Here is a 13,887-nt window from a genome sequence, read left to right as displayed (position 1 = left end):
ATTTTGAGATCTCCATTGGTTCCATTTTATTGGAAATCTCATCAATGTCATGGTCTTAAATTTGGGGGAAAGGTCAGTGCCTGTTGATATCAGCCCGGAGTCAGTTTGCAAGCCTGAACTTTTGCATGCAAACAGTTTATTCAGCCAAAGTGCTTCGCTAAAAAATCTGCAATAAATCCGCTTCAATTAATAAAAAATCTTCCGGCGTAAAATATTGCCGGTGTAGTTCAATGGCCTGTTTGCGGTACTGCGGTAATTGCATTTTGTGGTCGGTCAGCTGAATCAGCTTTTTGCCGTTGTCACTCTGGGTGCACACCAGATAACCCATAATCACCGGCTGATGCAGCAGCTGATGGGTGACAAAATGACTGCTTTGTGGCACCTGCGCCTGATGACCTCGGGCTGTGGCGGCAAATTCCAACAGCGCATCCAGTCGCTGTTTGGCCAGCATTTGTAATAAAGTTTCGGCGGCGTATTCACCACTGCGCTGATAAAAATGCTGTGGATATTGTTCGATCAGCTCATCGAGTTTTTCACCATAACTGCGCCCCTGCACTATGCCAATTTTCATTCTGGGGTTTTGGCGGAATAACAAGGTTAAATCAACAGGGTGGTCGGCCAGACGTCTGTTGCTGATAAGTTGTACCGGCGGATACACCGAGGTGGGCCTTTTTGAAAACAATAAAAACCTTTCGCGTTCAGCGGTGCGGATTTTACTTAAGGCGCAATAGTTGCCTTGTTCGCGCAGCAGCTTCCAGGTGCGGGCATCACCGAGGCGCAGCGGTTCTATTTTTAAATCGGGCGGAGCCAGCTGCTGCAACAAAGCCAGGATTTGAATATCCACATCACCCCGACTGTTTCTGCTGTCGCTGGTGTTATTAAGCAGCAACCACATTTGTTCCGGTGCCGCCAGGCCATAGCAGGGCAGCAACAATAAAAACACCGCGACATACAGGGCTTGCATAAGGTTTCACCTGCAGCAAAGGCCGGCATCCTGTCAGCAACACAGCCGCTCTGGAGTGAGGATGTTATTACTTTAGCAAAAGCTGGCATAAGCGAAAGCCGGGCGGCGTTGTAAAACGCTGCGCCCGCAGACAGGAGCTCAACACGGGCAGATAGCAGCGCAGTTGCTGCCGGGGTTATGGCTGTGGCGGCTGGTTTTGGCCTGAAACAGGCCAGGTCAGGCTAAAACAGGTAAGTCCTTGTTCTGAGCTGACCGCCACCTGGCCACCGTGCAGTTCCACGATAGATTTCACCATGGCCAAACCCAGGCCGGCACCTTCGCTGTGGCGTTGTCTGGACGGGTCCACCCGGTAAAAACGGTCAAATAACGAGGGTAGATGTTGCGCCGGTATAGTGGTGCCGCAGTTGCTGACCTGAATACAACAGTATGCTGCTTGTTGGCTTACCGTCACGCCAACGGTGCTGCCGGCATCGGCATGGCGAATGGCATTGGACAATAGATTCGACAAAGCACGTTGTAGCATCACTTTATCGGCCGATAACTGCAGTTCTGGCCCGCTATAGCTCAGCCGTACCTGTTTTTCGTCAGCCAATAATTCAAAAAATTCAAACAACTGATTGATCAGCGGCTGCAGCGCCACTTGTTGTGGATGCAGTTTCAGCAGGCCGTGGTCGGTTTTCGCCAGCCACAACATATCACTGACCATTTTGGCCAGCCGTTCCTGCTCCTCCAGATTGGAGTACAGCAGTTCGCGGTATTCCTCCAGGCTGCGCTCTTTCCCCAGCGTGACCTGGGTTTGGGTAATGAGGTTACTTAAAGGCGTGCGCAGTTCATGGGCGATGTCGGCAGAAAACTCCGACAAACGGGTAAAACCCTGCTGCAGGTTATTGATCATCTCGTTAAAACTTTCCACCAGCTCGCGCAGTTCCCGCGGTACCGCCGAAGGTTCCAGCCGCAGGTGCAAATGTTCGGCGCTGATATGACGGATGTCGCTGCTGAGTTTGGCCAAAGGCTGCAGCCCCTGACGCACGCCAAACCAGGCGGCCAGCAGAATGACCGCCACTGCTGCTGTAATGGTCAGCCATAAAGTCCAGCGTAATAAATGCAGATAATGCAGGTGAAACTCCATTTCCATGGCTACTGCGACTTTGACACCCTTATTGCCCTGTAAAATAGCACCGCGAAAATGCCGGTTGTCCTGCTGCCAGCTGACTAAATCTGTCGGGCGGATTTGCTGCACTGGTTCTGTGAGTTTTAACAAAGGGGTGAGATCAGCACCGTCGGCGCTCAGTGCCGGCTGGGCGCTGCTGTCCAGCACCAGATAATAACTCTGGTGATGGCCGGTTAATACCTGATGCAAATGCGCCTGATAATTTTGTGGGGATAATTGATCATCTTCCAGTGCATGTAATACCGAGTGCGCCACTGCCTGTAATTCACCGGCATCCTGTTCGGAAAAATGTTGTTCAATAGAGTTTTGTAACATCGACGCCAGCAACAGGGCGCATAACAACACGGCCACAGCCACAAACAGCATGACTCTGTTGGCCAGCGACAGCGGCGCCCTGTTAAAGCTCATGCTCAGGCGCCTCTATTTTGTAACCCATGCCACGCACTGTATGAATCAGTTTGACTGCAAAATCGTCGTCCACTTTGCTGCGTAGCCGCCGTATCGCCACATCTATCACATTGGTGTCTGAGTCAAAATTCATATCCCACACCTGACTGGCAATTAAAGAACGGGGCAATACTTCCCCTTCGCGGCGCATTAAAAGCTCCAGCAGGGCAAATTCTTTTTGTGTCAGATTGAGTTTTTTGCCATTGCGGCTGGCTTTATGTTTACTGAATTCCAGAATTAAATCAGCCACCTGTAATCGGTCGGCCTGAGGCTGCAGCTGGCCACGGCGCAATAAAGTGCGTACCCGCGCCAGCAGCTCGTTAAAGGCAAAGGGTTTGACCAGATAATCGTCAGCGCCAAGCTCCAGGCCACGCACCCGGTCGTCGACACTGTCCAGCGCACTGAGTAACAACACCGGGGTATAACGGCCGGCCTGGCGCAGCGCCGTTAAAATGCGCAGGCCGTCCACGTCGGGCAACATTAAATCCAGAATAATCAGTTCAAAGTCTTCGGTCATGGCCAGATGATGTCCGTCCAGGCCATTGCGGCATAAAGTCGGGTTAAAACCAGCTTCAGTAAAACCCTGTTTCAGGTAATCACCGGTTTTAATTTCATCTTCAACTATTAATAAACGCATCTGAGTATCCACAGTTTCGCCAGGGCGACAGCGGCGTTCAGCTTAGCCCAATCTGTCGGGCTGGCATAGCAGAGTGCTGTTTCCTCAGGAATAAATGACAATATTGTCATCTTTGTGACAGAGTACTGCAATGCAACAGGCGGCACACTGCCTGAAACCCGGTTTGTTGTCACAACTTATGGTGCGCCACTTGTGGCGGACAGCAGGCCGGCATTTTTCAGCATCATAAAAACAAAAAGGGAACAACAATGCAGTTTTATCAAAAATTCTCTGTGGCACTGTTGCTGGCTGCGGTGAGCAACCCGCTCTGGGCCCATGGCAAAAGTAGCAGCAACCAGGCGGTCGATGCCGCTGTCTACCAAAGCGCGGCCGGTCAGGTAGTGCAGCAGTTTCATCAGGCGTTGCAGCAAGGCAAGCGCGATTTGGTACTGGCGCAACTATCGCCAGCAGTGCAAATTTTTGAAGGCGGTGCAGTAGAGCGCTCCCGCGATGAATACAAAGCCCATCATCTGGACGCTGATATTAAATATTTATCCCAAGTCAGCAGTGAATTGTTGGAGCAACAAATTGAAATTATTGGTGATGTTGCTTATGCCGTGAGCCGCAGCAGCCAAAAAGGTGAGATCAAAGGCAAAAAAATTGACCGCACCGGCATCGAGTCGCTGGTGCTGCGCAATATCAGAGGTCAGTGGCAAATAGTGTTAGTGCATTGGTCCTAACTGCTGCCATGCTGCCCGGGCTGTGGTTGCTGCTTCAGCCCGTTTTCCCCTCTCTGCCTTGTTGCACCACCCTGCCCACCGGCTAAAGCACAGAACAAAAATCCCAGATGACAAATTTGTAATCTTGCGGTCAGGCTGCTGTTGGCTCTGCTCTGACAAACTGCTGCCATCAATACTGTTTTTATTGGGATCCTGATGAAATTTTTCTGGTTTATCTTGTTTTGTTTACCGCTGCAGCTTTGGGCCCATGGCGGTGAAGACCATGGCGACGAAGAACAAAAAACAGCAGCAGTTATGCCGGCCAGCACGGGCAGCCGCGCTTATGCCAGCTCCGAATTATTTGAGTTGGTGCTGGTGGCTCCGGCTGCAGGCACCGACGGTCAGCTTATTGATATTTATCTGGATTATTTTGCCGACAACAGCCAGGTGGAAGGCGCCGTGATTGAGCTCGATTTGGCCGGTTTTAGCGGCAAAGCCACTATGGTGCAACCCGGGTTTTACCAGCTGAAAGCGCCAGCCCTCAAAGCAGAGCGCCATAGTATCACCCTGACCATTGAAGCCGGTGACAACCTTGACTTACTCACCACAGAACTGGATTTAACGCCGGCCAGCACAGAAGTGCCACACGACCATAGCTGGACTGAATACAGCTCGCAGTTGTTGCTGGCATTGGGTGTGCTGGTACTGGCTTTGCTGTTCTGGCGTTTGGCGTCACGTCGTTCGCAGGAGGCCAAATAATGAACAAATTTCTGCAAAATGTGCTGCTGCTGAGCCTGGTGTCGGCGGTTTTTCCTGCGCAGGTGGCCGCCCATGGTGGCGAAGATCATTCCCATGACGAAGCACCTCAAGTACAGGTCAGTGGCGACAAACCAAGCCGGTTAACAGACGGCAGTTTGTTTATTCCCAAAGCGGCGCAACATCAGTGGCAATTGCGTACCCGCAAAGTGCAACAGGCAGAGCATCAGCGTAGTGTCGAATTACAGGCGGAAGTTGTACTGGACCCGGCTTTTGGCGGTTTAATTGAAGCCGGTCAGCTTGGGCAATTGCAGGCCGGGCCGGATGGCTGGCCAACTTTGGGTCAGCAAGTGCGCGCCGGTCAGGTGCTGGCGGCGATAGCGCCGCTCGATACCAGCCTGGATCGCAGCAATCAGCAGGCGTTATTGGCTGAGCTGGATGCGCAGATCGCCTTAACACAAGACCGCATCCGTCGTTTTGAAAAACTCGGCACCCTAATGCCCGCCAACGAGCTGGACGCGCTGAATATTGATTTAGCCGGCCTGAAAAAACGCCGTGAATTTGCCGCCAAAGGTGCAGGCCAGTTGGTGCCTGTGGTGGCGCCTGTGTCGGGTGTGATCAGTCAGGTGCATAAACTGCGGGGTCAGGTGGTGGAAAGTCAGGATGCCTTGTTCCAGATTGTCGACCCGAGCGAGCTGTTCATTGCTGCCCGGTTATACGATACCAGCCTGACCCTGCCGGCAAATCCCGGCGCCAGTGCCAGATTGCTGGCGGGTGATAACACCAACTCAGGTTTCCCGCTGCAGTTTCAGGGGCAGGGGTTGCAGTTACAACAGCAAGCCAGGCCTTTATGGTTTAAAGCACTGCCAAAAGCAGCAAGCACAACTGCAAGCAACACAGAAAACACCACACCACAACTGAGCGTAGGTCAGCAGTTAACTGTGGTGCTCTCAACCGGCGAAGTGCTCAAAGGCTGGGCTGTACCGCGCACAGCTTTGCAAAAACTGGATACAGGTGAAACCGCAGTCTGGGTGCATCAGTCAGCAGAACGTTTTATTGCACAAAAAGTCAGCCCCTTGCCACTGAATTCAGAAGAAGTGGTGATTGTCAGCGGTTTACATGATGGTGACAGAGTGGTGGTACAAGCCGCTTCGTTGCTGGCGCAGGTGAGGTAAGCATGTTTGACGCGCTGATCCGCTTTAGTTTAAAACAACGGCTGTTTGTGCTGGGCTGTGCTTTGTTGCTGCTGGTATTTGGCAGCATGAGCCTGCAAAAGCTGCCGGTTGATGTATTTCCTGATTTAAATAAACCCACTGTCACTTTAATGACCGAAGCCGGTGGTATGGCGCCGGAAGAAGTGGAGCAGCTGGTGAGTTTCCCGCTGGAAACCAGCATGAATGGTATTCCGGGTGTGAGCCGGGTGCGTTCAGTGTCTGGTGTGGGTTTGTCGGTGCTTTATATCGAATTCGACTGGGGCTCAGATATTTACCGCAACCGGCAGATGGTGGCGGAACGGCTGAGTCTGGCACAGGAGCAGTTGCCCGATGGTGTCACACCGCAGCTGGGGCCAGTGTCGTCCATTATGGGGGAAATTCTGTTGTTGGCCATTCCGGCCGATCCGGCCAAAGTCAGCCCTATGGCGGTGCGTGAGTTTGCTGAATGGGTGGTGCGGCCAAGGTTATTGAGTATTCCCGGTGTGGCGCAGGTGATCCCTATTGGCGGTGAAGTGCGCCAATACAGAGTTGAACCTATCGCTTCACAACTGGCAGCGCTTAACGTCAGCCTGAATGAAATTGAGCAGGCGCTGAGCGATTTTGGCGTGAATTCCAGCGGCGGTTTTCTCGAAGCCCAGGGCCGGGAGTGGCTTATTCGCAATATTGGCCGCACCAAAGCACTGGAAGATTTAAAACAGCTGGTGGTGACGGTCAAAGATGGCCAGCCGGTGTTATTACAACAACTGGCTAATGTGAATATTGTGGCAGCCACCAAAAGAGGCGACGCCGGTTATAAAGGCAAAGCCGCAGTCATTCTGTCGGTGCAAAAACAACCTTCCGGCGACAGTGTGCAGCTGACGCGGCAGATTGAAGCTGCAGTGACCGAGCTTGGCAAAAGTTTGCCTGATGGCGTGCAGGCGCCGCAGTTCTTGTTTAAACAAGCTGATTTTATTGAAAATTCAGTGAATAACGTTGAAGAAGCGCTGCGTGATGGCGCCATTATGGTCACCATTATTCTGTTTATGTTTTTACTGAATGTGCGTACCACGGCCATTTCATTGCTGGCGATACCGCTGAGTTTATTAGCCGCTGTGCTGGTGTTCCGTTATTTTGGCTTGTCGATTAACACCATGACTTTGGGTGGCCTCGCCATTGCACTGGGCGAGCTGGTGGACGACGCCGTGGTCGATGTGGAAAACGTGCTGCGCCGGTTAAAAGAAAACCAACAACTGGCCACGCCAAAACCCGTGCTGGAAGTCATAGCTGCTGCTTCCGGTGAAGTGCGCAGTGGCGTGGTGTATGCGACCTTAATTGTGGTGCTGGTGTTTGTGCCGCTCTTTGCGCTGTCTGGCATTGAAGGCCGGTTATTCAGCCCGCTTGGGGTGGCTTATATCACTTCTATTCTGGCCAGTATGTTGGTGGCCATTACCGTCACCCCTGTGCTTTGTTATTACCTGCTGCCAAAATTAGCCCGGCAACAACATGGTGACAGTGCGCTGGTGCGTTTTTTGAAAAAACGTGACGAGCAGTTGCTGCGCTGGTCTTTTGGCCATGCCCGTTCTTTGCTGGCGGCCGCGCTGCTGGCGGTGACGCTGGCGGGCGCTTCAGTGCCGTTTTTTGCCAAAAGTTTCCTGCCGCCTTTTAACGAAGGCACTTTAACTATCAACCTGATGTTGCAACCCGGCACAGCGCTCACTGAATCCAATAAAGTCGGGGCTTTGGCCGAGCAACTGCTGTTGCAGGTGCCGGAAGTGACGCAAGTGGGTCGTCGTACCGGCCGGGCTGAGCTGGATGAACATGCCGAAGGGGTGCATTACACCGAAATTGACGTGGATCTACAGGCGCTGGAAAGGCCAAGGGCCGAAGTGCTGGCCGAGATCCGCCGGGTGCTTGCCGTTCTGCCGGGTAGCGTCAGTGTCGGCCAGCCGATTTCACACCGGCTGGATCATTTGTTGTCGGGCGTGCGGGCTCAAATTGCCATTAAAGTTTTTGGTGATGATATTGCCACCTTGCGTGCTCTTGGTAATAACCTGCAGCAGCAGCTTGGCAAAGTAGCCGGTGTGACCGATATCAGTCTGGAAAAACAGGTATTGATCCCACAGCTGAAAATTCAGGTGGATTATCAAAAGGCGGCCGCATATGGTGTGGCGCCTGGTGCTTTATTGCATAGCCTGCAACAGCAGATTGACGGGGTAAAACTCAGTCAGCTGGTTAGCAATGAACGGCGTTTTGATTTGTTATTAAGGTTGCCCGACAGTGCGCGCGACCCTGCTGCTTTGGCGCAGCTGCTGATTCAAACACCCAAAGGCGCGGTGCCGCTGAGTATGCTGGCGCAGGTGCTGGAGTCAGACGGGCCTAACCAAATCAGCCGCGAAAATGGCCGGCGTCGTATAGTGCTGTCGGCCAATGTGGAGGGCAGGGATTTAAGCCACGCCATTACCGACATTCGTGCTGTACTGGCGCAAACCCAGTTGCCTGAAGGTTATTTTACTGCGCTGGAAGGTCAGTTCCAGGCACAGGAAGAAGCGGCGAATCTCATCACTTTGCTGGCGCTGGGTTCTTTAATTGCTATTTTGCTGGTGTTATACAGCAGGTATCAGTCGCTGCGCTTAACGCTGATTATTATGGCGAATATTCCGCTGGCGCTGATTGGCTCTGTGCTGGCGTTGTGGTGGGCCGATCAGCCGCTGTCGGTGGCGGCGCTGGTGGGTTTTATTACGCTGGCCGGTATTGCCACCCGCAACGGTATTTTAAAAATCAGCCATTACATCAACTTATGCCGGTTTGAAGGTGAGGTGTTTGGCACTCAGATGATTATCCGCGGTTCGCTCGAGCGGTTAACGCCTGTGCTGATGACAGCTTTGGTGGCGGCTTTTGCACTGTTGCCTTTGTTATTTTCAGCCGACGCGCCGGGTAAAGAAATTCTGCACCCTGTGGCCGTGGTGATTTTTGGCGGTTTAGTCAGCTCCACCATTCTGGATACAGTGCTGACACCGCTGATGTTCTGGTTATGGGGCAAGGCACCGCTGGAGCGGTTAATGGCCGGGACAGATCAAACCCAACTTTATTAAACCAATTGTTTTTACTCACTTTTTAACTGACAGTTTTTGGAGGTTTTTTATGTTCAGAACAGCGTTTTCCCAATTAACCAAAGCAGCAGCGCTGCTGGCTCTGGTGGCTGCAAGTGCAGCCCAGGCGCATACCGATGAATATCTGGACACTGTGGTTGGGCCGAACGGTGGTCAGCTGCGCATGGCCGGTGCTTATCATTTTGAGCTTTTGGTCGTGAAAAACAGCAAAGACGCCAAAAACAATGCCATTAAAGTTTTTGTGATGGACCATGCCAACACACCGATAGCAACAGCAGGTGCCACCGCCAATTTGGTGCTGGTAGCCGGCAAACAAAAAGCCCGGGTGGAGCTAAAGCCGGAAGGTAATAACGCGCTGGTGGGCGAGGCTGTATACGCTTCTGTGCCTGAGATGAAAGTGGTGGCCAATATCACTATGCCAGGCCAAAGCGCACAAACGGCCAAGTTTGAGCCATTAAAACCAACGGCGGCAGCGGCTAAAGATCATGATCATCATGAGCATGGCGAAAAACATCAGCATGACGCTGAAAAAACTGAAGACCGTAGCCATCACCACTGATCAACACAGCGTCTGGATTGAGGTCTGCTGTGGATTTGGGCTTGTGTCATCTGTGTGATACAGCGCCTGAAAGAGCAACCAGGCTTTAACAATAAAAAACCACCGTCGCCGGTGGTTTTTTATTATCAGCAGCTAATTTTGGTTGAGATCAAGCCTGCTGCAGGCTTGGATAATCGGTATAACCTTCGGCACCTTTGGCGTAAAACAGCTCTTTACGCGGCGGATTCAGTGGCGCGTCCTGTAATAAGCGCGCAGGTAAGTCCGGGTTGGCAATAAAAGGCACACCAAAAGCCACAGCGTCAGCTTTGCCCTCAGCCAGCCATGCATTGGCCAGGGCTTTATTAAAGCCTTCGTTGGCAATGACCACACCGCCAAACTGCTGTTTCAGCATCGGCGTTAAGCTGTTGTCGGCGGCATGTTCGCGGGTGGAAATAAAGGCAATTTGCCTTTTGCCCAGCTCGCGCGCCACATAACCAAAAGTGTCGGCCGGTTGGCTGTCTTTCATATCATGGGCGTCCATTCTGGGTGCCAAATGCACTGCCACTCTGTCTTTGCCCCACACCTCAATACAGGCGTCTGTCACTTCCAGCAATAAACGGGCGCGGTTTTCGATGCTTCCGCCGTATTCATCGCTACGCAGGTTGGTGCTGTCCTGCAGGAACTGATCCAGCAGATAACCATTGGCACCATGTACATGCACACCGTCAAAACCGGCCGCTTTGGCATTGATAGCACCCTGACGGTAAGCCGCAATCACCTGTTTAATTTCGTCCAGCGTTAAGGCTCTTGGTGTTTCAAAGTCTTTCATGGGCCTTAATAAACTGACATGACCAGCCGGTTTTACTGCACTTGGCGCAACAGGGAGTTCACCGTTCAGATAATAAGGGTCCGATACCCGGCCAACATGCCACAGCTGCAGAAAAATCAGCCCGCCTTGTTCGTGCACTGCGTCAGTCACCAGTTTCCAGCCCTGCACCTGTTCTTCCGACCAGATACCTGGGGTGTCAGGGTAACCCACGCCCATAGGCGTCACTGAAGTGGCTTCAGATAAAATTAATCCGGCACTGGCGCGCTGGCGGTAATAATCGGCCATCAGCGTATTCGGCACCCGGCCTTCACTGGCGCGGCAGCGGGTTAAAGGTGCCATTACAATACGGTTTTTTAATGTCAGGCTGCCCAGTTGCAGCGGATCAAACAAAGTTTTTGTGCTCATCAATATTCAGCCTTGTGGTTTAAAGCTGCTGCAGGTGTTGTAAAAACGCCTGAATAGCCGCTTCATTACGCGAAAAAAAGTTCCACTGACCGACTTTTTTGCTGCTGATAAAACCAGCTCTTTGCAAAATGGCCAGATGGTTTGATACGGTGGACTGTGACAGCCCGGTTTTTTGATCAATTTTGCCGGCACAAACCCCAAACGACAGCGGGTGCTCCTGGTCGGCAAAATACAGCTCCGGCTCTTTCAGCCAATTTAATATGTCGCGCCTGACCGGGTGTGACAGCGCTTTGATCAGTTCATCAAGTTCAGGGTTACTCATTTGGGATCCCAACATCCTTATATCGCGATAAGTCGAAATATATATCGTTAGTTGTCGATATTCAAGGCTGACGCAACAATTCACATCAGCGCTGCTGTCATTATTTTTTGCCGCTCGTTGCTCTGTTTGTGCTGTGGCAGCGTATTCAGCAGCAGGTGCAGCTTGGGGTAACAGGAAAAAATATGAAAAAATTCAGTGTGATGAAGACAGCTTTGACGGTGTTGCTGGCTGGTTTGCTGCTGACCGGCTGCACCGGCGTGCCGGACAATGTCACGCCGGTCAGCCCTTTTGAATTACAGCGTTATCTGGGGCAGTGGCATGAAATCGCCCGGCTGGACCACAGTTTTGAGCGTGGTTTAACCCGGGTCTGCGCCACCTATAGCCTGCGGGAAGATGGCCATGTCAAAGTGCTGAACCGGGGTTTTTCCGAAGAAAGCCAGCAGTGGGATGAGGCCGAAGGGGTGGCTAAATTTGTCGGTCCGGCAAATGAAGGCCGGCTCAAAGTGTCCTTTTTTGGCCCTTTTTACGGTGCTTACAATATTGCCAAACTGGCGCCGGACTACAGTATGGCGCTGGTGGTGGGGCCTGATCTCAGCTACGCCTGGTTGCTGTCGCGCAGCGATAAACCTGCTGCAGCACAATGCGCTGAATTTTATCAGGCGGCGGCTGCGCTTGGCATTGCGGAAAAAGACTGGATTAAAATTCAGACTTGCCAATAACAGCAGCAATCAGCGCATCGAATCAACACCAGGGGTATTTTGCGCCTGATCCGCAACTCTGTTGTGCTGGATCAAGCGCTGTTGGCTACCGGCTTCTATAGTGACGGGATGCAGATTTGTGGAGCCACAATCATGACGACAGCGCCTGAACCAACCGAGGCAGAAGCTGCGGCAGCAAGGCCGCTTAAAACGCCGCTGCTTAGCGCGCAGCAACAGGCCGAAATGGTCACTCAGCGAACTGCAGCCCTTGCCGCCACCAAAAGGCTGATGTTCTGGTTAAAGCTGGTGATGTTGAGTGGCATCAGCCTGATTATTTTTGGCCATTATTTGTGGGTGGGGGCCAAACTGCCGGAAACCATGGGCGTGCAGGGCATTATTATTGTGGCGCTCTGTTGTGCTTTGGGGCTGATTTTGTCGTTACCCACCAAAATTTATCTGACCTTATTGCTGATGCAATATGAAAACGAACATCAGGCGATAGCGCAGCACAACCAGGCGCAAAACGGCACCAGCGGTCAAAGCAAAGTACGGCCAACCAGCTCAGGCCAGCAGTAATTGCTGTAGCTCAGACAAAGATTGTACCGTGTAGTCGGGCTGAATGCCCTGTGGTGCCTGTTGCTGTTGATGATTGAGCCAACAGGCGGCCATACCGGCTTGTTGGGCGCCCTGCACATCGGCCAGAATATTGTCGCCCACCATCAGGGTGTGCTGTTTGGCCGGATGACCCAGACTGGCTAGTGCATGATCAAAAATAGCCGGATGGGGTTTGGCGACGCCCACCTGCTCAGAAATCACCAGGCTGTCAAAATAATGCGCCACACCACAACGTTCCAACCTCAGCTGCTGCATTCGGGTAAAACCATTGGTAATAATGCCCAGTTGCGCTTTGCCACTGAGCGCTTGCAGCAATTCAAGGGCGCCAGGCAATAAAGTGCAAATGTCGGCCATTGTGAGCAAAAACTCATCATTCAGCTCCGCTGCACTCACACCCAGCCTTTTGGCATAAGGCAGAAAACGGCGCGTTTGCAGTTGTTCGGCGTTAATGTCACCAGCCTGATATTGCTGCCAGAGTGGCTGATTCAGCTGTTGGTAACGCTGAAATTCAGCCTGATCAAAGGCCAGTTCATACCGGCTGAACAACCGGCTTAAGCCGGCAAAGGCATCAAAATGAAACAGTGTGTCGTCGGCGTCGAACAAAATGCAGTTGTATAACATGGCTTTTCCGCAAGTAAATAAACTTAAACAGCAGGCGCTGCATTATGGCAAAAATCCGCCTTGCCAGACATGGCGCCGTGCAAAAATGTACCTATAAAAAACACTTGTGGCTGATGTGATTGTTGTTACAATGCGCTCGTTTTTTAACCACAAAGGAAAGGCAATGAAAAAATCAGCAAAGGGCAAAGTTGCCCATGGCCGTGGTGACATCAACCACAACGCTTTAGCGGCTTTAGTGACCAGTCCGTTATTTCGCAGCAAAGTGGAAAAACCGAAAAAAGGCAAAGGCGCATACAGCCGCAAACACAACCGTCAGGGGCACTTACAGGGTGCCCCTGATGCATTTTGGGCTTTGAGATTCTGCCATTAGACTGTTGTTCCGTTGATGTGTGCCGGCTTTTTTTCCAGCATTACCCTTTTACTGTGATTGCCTAAATTCCGCTCCCTTGTTAGCCTCAGAACTCTTTCCCGCCAAAGTATGTTATTTCAACAAGGAAGCACCATGACCCGCCCTGATCGGATTAATTATCTTGAGCTGCCAAGCTTGCAGCCTGAACAAAGCAAAGCCTTTTTTAGCACAGTGTTTGGCTGGACCTTTGTTGATTATGGCCCTGATTATCTGGCGTTTTTTGACGCCGGACTGGAAGGTGGCTTTTACCGCGCCTCTCAGGTAGCAACCACAGCCCAGGGTGGTGTTTTGGTGGTGTTAAAAAGCGACAATCTGGAACAAAGTTTAGCTGCGGTGCAGGCTGCAGGCGCCCCCATCACCAAAGCTATTTTTAGTTTTCCAGGCGGCCGGCGTTTTCAGTTTCTGGAGCCAGGCGGTAATGAATTTGCCATTTGGGCGGAATAAATACCGGCTGCGCTGTTGCATCCAACGACA

General features: G+C 52.0%; 15 protein-coding genes. 9 read left to right on the top strand and 6 right to left on the bottom strand.

Translation table 11 applies throughout. From position 1 onward, the window contains the following. Positions 1-157 precede the first annotated feature (157 nt). The 3 genes from N3Z11_RS15720 to N3Z11_RS15710 all read right to left on the bottom strand — a co-directional run bounded on the left by N3Z11_RS15720 (position 158) and on the right by N3Z11_RS15710 (position 3,219). A complete protein-coding gene (locus tag N3Z11_RS15720; protein ID WP_260658151.1) occupies positions 158-964 on the bottom strand; it encodes a hypothetical protein in 807 nt (268 codons plus the stop codon). A gap of 175 nt (positions 965-1,139) precedes the next feature. Next, entirely contained in the window at positions 1,140-2,543 is a 1,404-nt protein-coding gene (locus N3Z11_RS15715) for a heavy metal sensor histidine kinase (protein WP_260658150.1), read from the bottom strand. After that, complete coding sequence (locus tag N3Z11_RS15710; protein ID WP_260658149.1) at positions 2,533-3,219, bottom strand: heavy metal response regulator transcription factor; 687 nt, start codon at positions 3,217-3,219, stop codon at positions 2,533-2,535. Before N3Z11_RS15710 ends, N3Z11_RS15715 begins: the two co-directional genes overlap by 11 nt. A 248-nt stretch (positions 3,220-3,467) precedes the next feature. On the opposite strand from N3Z11_RS15710, the gene N3Z11_RS15705 reads away from it, so the two are divergent. The 5 genes from N3Z11_RS15705 (at position 3,468) to N3Z11_RS15685 (ending at position 9,535) form a co-directional block, all read left to right on the top strand. Further along, positions 3,468-3,938, top strand: coding sequence for a YybH family protein (locus tag N3Z11_RS15705; protein WP_260658148.1), 471 nt, complete (start codon positions 3,468-3,470; stop codon positions 3,936-3,938). 195 nt (positions 3,939-4,133) lie between these two features. After that, positions 4,134-4,676 (top strand): hypothetical protein, encoded by a 543-nt coding sequence (locus N3Z11_RS15700; RefSeq protein WP_260658147.1) that lies wholly within the window; start codon positions 4,134-4,136, stop codon positions 4,674-4,676. After that, complete coding sequence (locus N3Z11_RS15695; RefSeq protein WP_260658146.1) at positions 4,676-5,848, top strand: efflux RND transporter periplasmic adaptor subunit; 1,173 nt, start codon at positions 4,676-4,678, stop codon at positions 5,846-5,848. Before N3Z11_RS15700 ends, N3Z11_RS15695 begins: the two co-directional genes overlap by 1 nt. A gap of 2 nt (positions 5,849-5,850) precedes the next feature. Beyond that, on the top strand, positions 5,851-8,958 hold the full coding sequence (locus N3Z11_RS15690; protein WP_260658145.1) for an efflux RND transporter permease subunit: 3,108 nt from the start codon (positions 5,851-5,853) through the stop codon (positions 8,956-8,958). Positions 8,959-9,007: 49 nt separating this feature from the next. After that, positions 9,008-9,535 carry a hypothetical protein gene (locus tag N3Z11_RS15685; protein WP_260658144.1) on the top strand — a complete coding sequence of 176 codons (528 nt, stop codon included), beginning with the start codon at positions 9,008-9,010 and terminating at the stop codon, positions 9,533-9,535. A gap of 148 nt (positions 9,536-9,683) precedes the next feature. Here the strand turns inward: N3Z11_RS15685 and N3Z11_RS15680 are convergent, their stop codons facing one another. Both N3Z11_RS15680 and N3Z11_RS15675 read right to left on the bottom strand, forming a co-directional pair. Beyond that, on the bottom strand, positions 9,684-10,748 hold the full coding sequence (locus N3Z11_RS15680) for an alkene reductase (protein ID WP_260658143.1): 1,065 nt from the start codon (positions 10,746-10,748) through the stop codon (positions 9,684-9,686). A 19-nt stretch (positions 10,749-10,767) separates the two neighbouring features. After that, complete coding sequence (locus N3Z11_RS15675) at positions 10,768-11,070, bottom strand: ArsR/SmtB family transcription factor (RefSeq protein WP_260658142.1); 303 nt, start codon at positions 11,068-11,070, stop codon at positions 10,768-10,770. A gap of 182 nt (positions 11,071-11,252) precedes the next feature. Between N3Z11_RS15675 and N3Z11_RS15670 the strand changes: the two genes are divergently transcribed. Further along, positions 11,253-11,789: a lipocalin family protein gene (locus N3Z11_RS15670; protein WP_260658141.1), complete on the top strand. Its 537-nt coding sequence runs from the start codon at positions 11,253-11,255 to the stop codon at positions 11,787-11,789. 132 nt (positions 11,790-11,921) lie between these two features. Further along, on the top strand, positions 11,922-12,344 hold the full coding sequence (locus N3Z11_RS15665; RefSeq protein ID WP_260658140.1) for a hypothetical protein: 423 nt from the start codon (positions 11,922-11,924) through the stop codon (positions 12,342-12,344). Here N3Z11_RS15665 and yjjG read toward each other — a convergent pair. Further along, positions 12,330-13,004 carry a pyrimidine 5'-nucleotidase gene (yjjG, locus tag N3Z11_RS15660; RefSeq protein ID WP_260658139.1) on the bottom strand — a complete coding sequence of 225 codons (675 nt, stop codon included), beginning with the start codon at positions 13,002-13,004 and terminating at the stop codon, positions 12,330-12,332. The two genes, N3Z11_RS15665 and yjjG, sit on opposite strands and share 15 nt — an antisense overlap. Before the next feature lie 163 nt (positions 13,005-13,167). Between yjjG and arfA the strand changes: the two genes are divergently transcribed. Together arfA and N3Z11_RS15650 are read left to right on the top strand one after the other, a co-directional pair. Continuing rightward, positions 13,168-13,374, top strand: a complete 207-nt coding sequence (gene arfA / locus N3Z11_RS15655) for a ribosome alternative rescue factor ArfA (protein WP_260658138.1) — start codon at positions 13,168-13,170, stop codon at positions 13,372-13,374. Positions 13,375-13,506: 132 nt separating this feature from the next. Beyond that, positions 13,507-13,857, top strand: coding sequence for a VOC family protein (locus N3Z11_RS15650; protein ID WP_260658137.1), 351 nt, complete (start codon positions 13,507-13,509; stop codon positions 13,855-13,857). Positions 13,858-13,887: the final 30 nt, after the last annotated feature.

Origin of the sequence: Rheinheimera sp. 4Y26 (genome assembly GCF_025245835.1) — a bacterium.
Lineage (GTDB): Bacteria > Pseudomonadota > Gammaproteobacteria > Enterobacterales > Alteromonadaceae > Pararheinheimera.
Note: the sequence above shows the minus strand (reverse complement) of the source record. Positions and strands in the feature narration are given on the sequence as shown.

What these genes read in the sequence shown, in the direction of transcription:
- yjjG (WP_260658139.1), bottom strand. Translation starts at nt 13,004, where the DNA reads ATGTTATACAACTGCATTTTGTTCGACGCCGACGACACACTGTTTCAT.
- N3Z11_RS15710 (WP_260658149.1), bottom strand. Translation starts at nt 3,219, where the DNA reads ATGCGTTTATTAATAGTTGAAGATGAAATTAAAACCGGTGATTACCTG.
- N3Z11_RS15685 (WP_260658144.1), top strand. Translation starts at nt 9,008, where the DNA reads ATGTTCAGAACAGCGTTTTCCCAATTAACCAAAGCAGCAGCGCTGCTG.
- N3Z11_RS15675 (WP_260658142.1), bottom strand. Translation starts at nt 11,070, where the DNA reads ATGAGTAACCCTGAACTTGATGAACTGATCAAAGCGCTGTCACACCCG.
- N3Z11_RS15715 (WP_260658150.1), bottom strand. Translation starts at nt 2,543, where the DNA reads ATGAGCTTTAACAGGGCGCCGCTGTCGCTGGCCAACAGAGTCATGCTG.
- N3Z11_RS15680 (WP_260658143.1), bottom strand. Translation starts at nt 10,748, where the DNA reads ATGAGCACAAAAACTTTGTTTGATCCGCTGCAACTGGGCAGCCTGACA.
- N3Z11_RS15695 (WP_260658146.1), top strand. Translation starts at nt 4,676, where the DNA reads ATGAACAAATTTCTGCAAAATGTGCTGCTGCTGAGCCTGGTGTCGGCG.
- N3Z11_RS15665 (WP_260658140.1), top strand. Translation starts at nt 11,922, where the DNA reads ATGACGACAGCGCCTGAACCAACCGAGGCAGAAGCTGCGGCAGCAAGG.
- N3Z11_RS15690 (WP_260658145.1), top strand. Translation starts at nt 5,851, where the DNA reads ATGTTTGACGCGCTGATCCGCTTTAGTTTAAAACAACGGCTGTTTGTG.
- N3Z11_RS15670 (WP_260658141.1), top strand. Translation starts at nt 11,253, where the DNA reads ATGAAAAAATTCAGTGTGATGAAGACAGCTTTGACGGTGTTGCTGGCT.
- N3Z11_RS15720 (WP_260658151.1), bottom strand. Translation starts at nt 964, where the DNA reads ATGCAAGCCCTGTATGTCGCGGTGTTTTTATTGTTGCTGCCCTGCTAT.
- arfA (WP_260658138.1), top strand. Translation starts at nt 13,168, where the DNA reads ATGAAAAAATCAGCAAAGGGCAAAGTTGCCCATGGCCGTGGTGACATC.
- N3Z11_RS15705 (WP_260658148.1), top strand. Translation starts at nt 3,468, where the DNA reads ATGCAGTTTTATCAAAAATTCTCTGTGGCACTGTTGCTGGCTGCGGTG.
- N3Z11_RS15700 (WP_260658147.1), top strand. Translation starts at nt 4,134, where the DNA reads ATGAAATTTTTCTGGTTTATCTTGTTTTGTTTACCGCTGCAGCTTTGG.
- N3Z11_RS15650 (WP_260658137.1), top strand. Translation starts at nt 13,507, where the DNA reads ATGACCCGCCCTGATCGGATTAATTATCTTGAGCTGCCAAGCTTGCAG.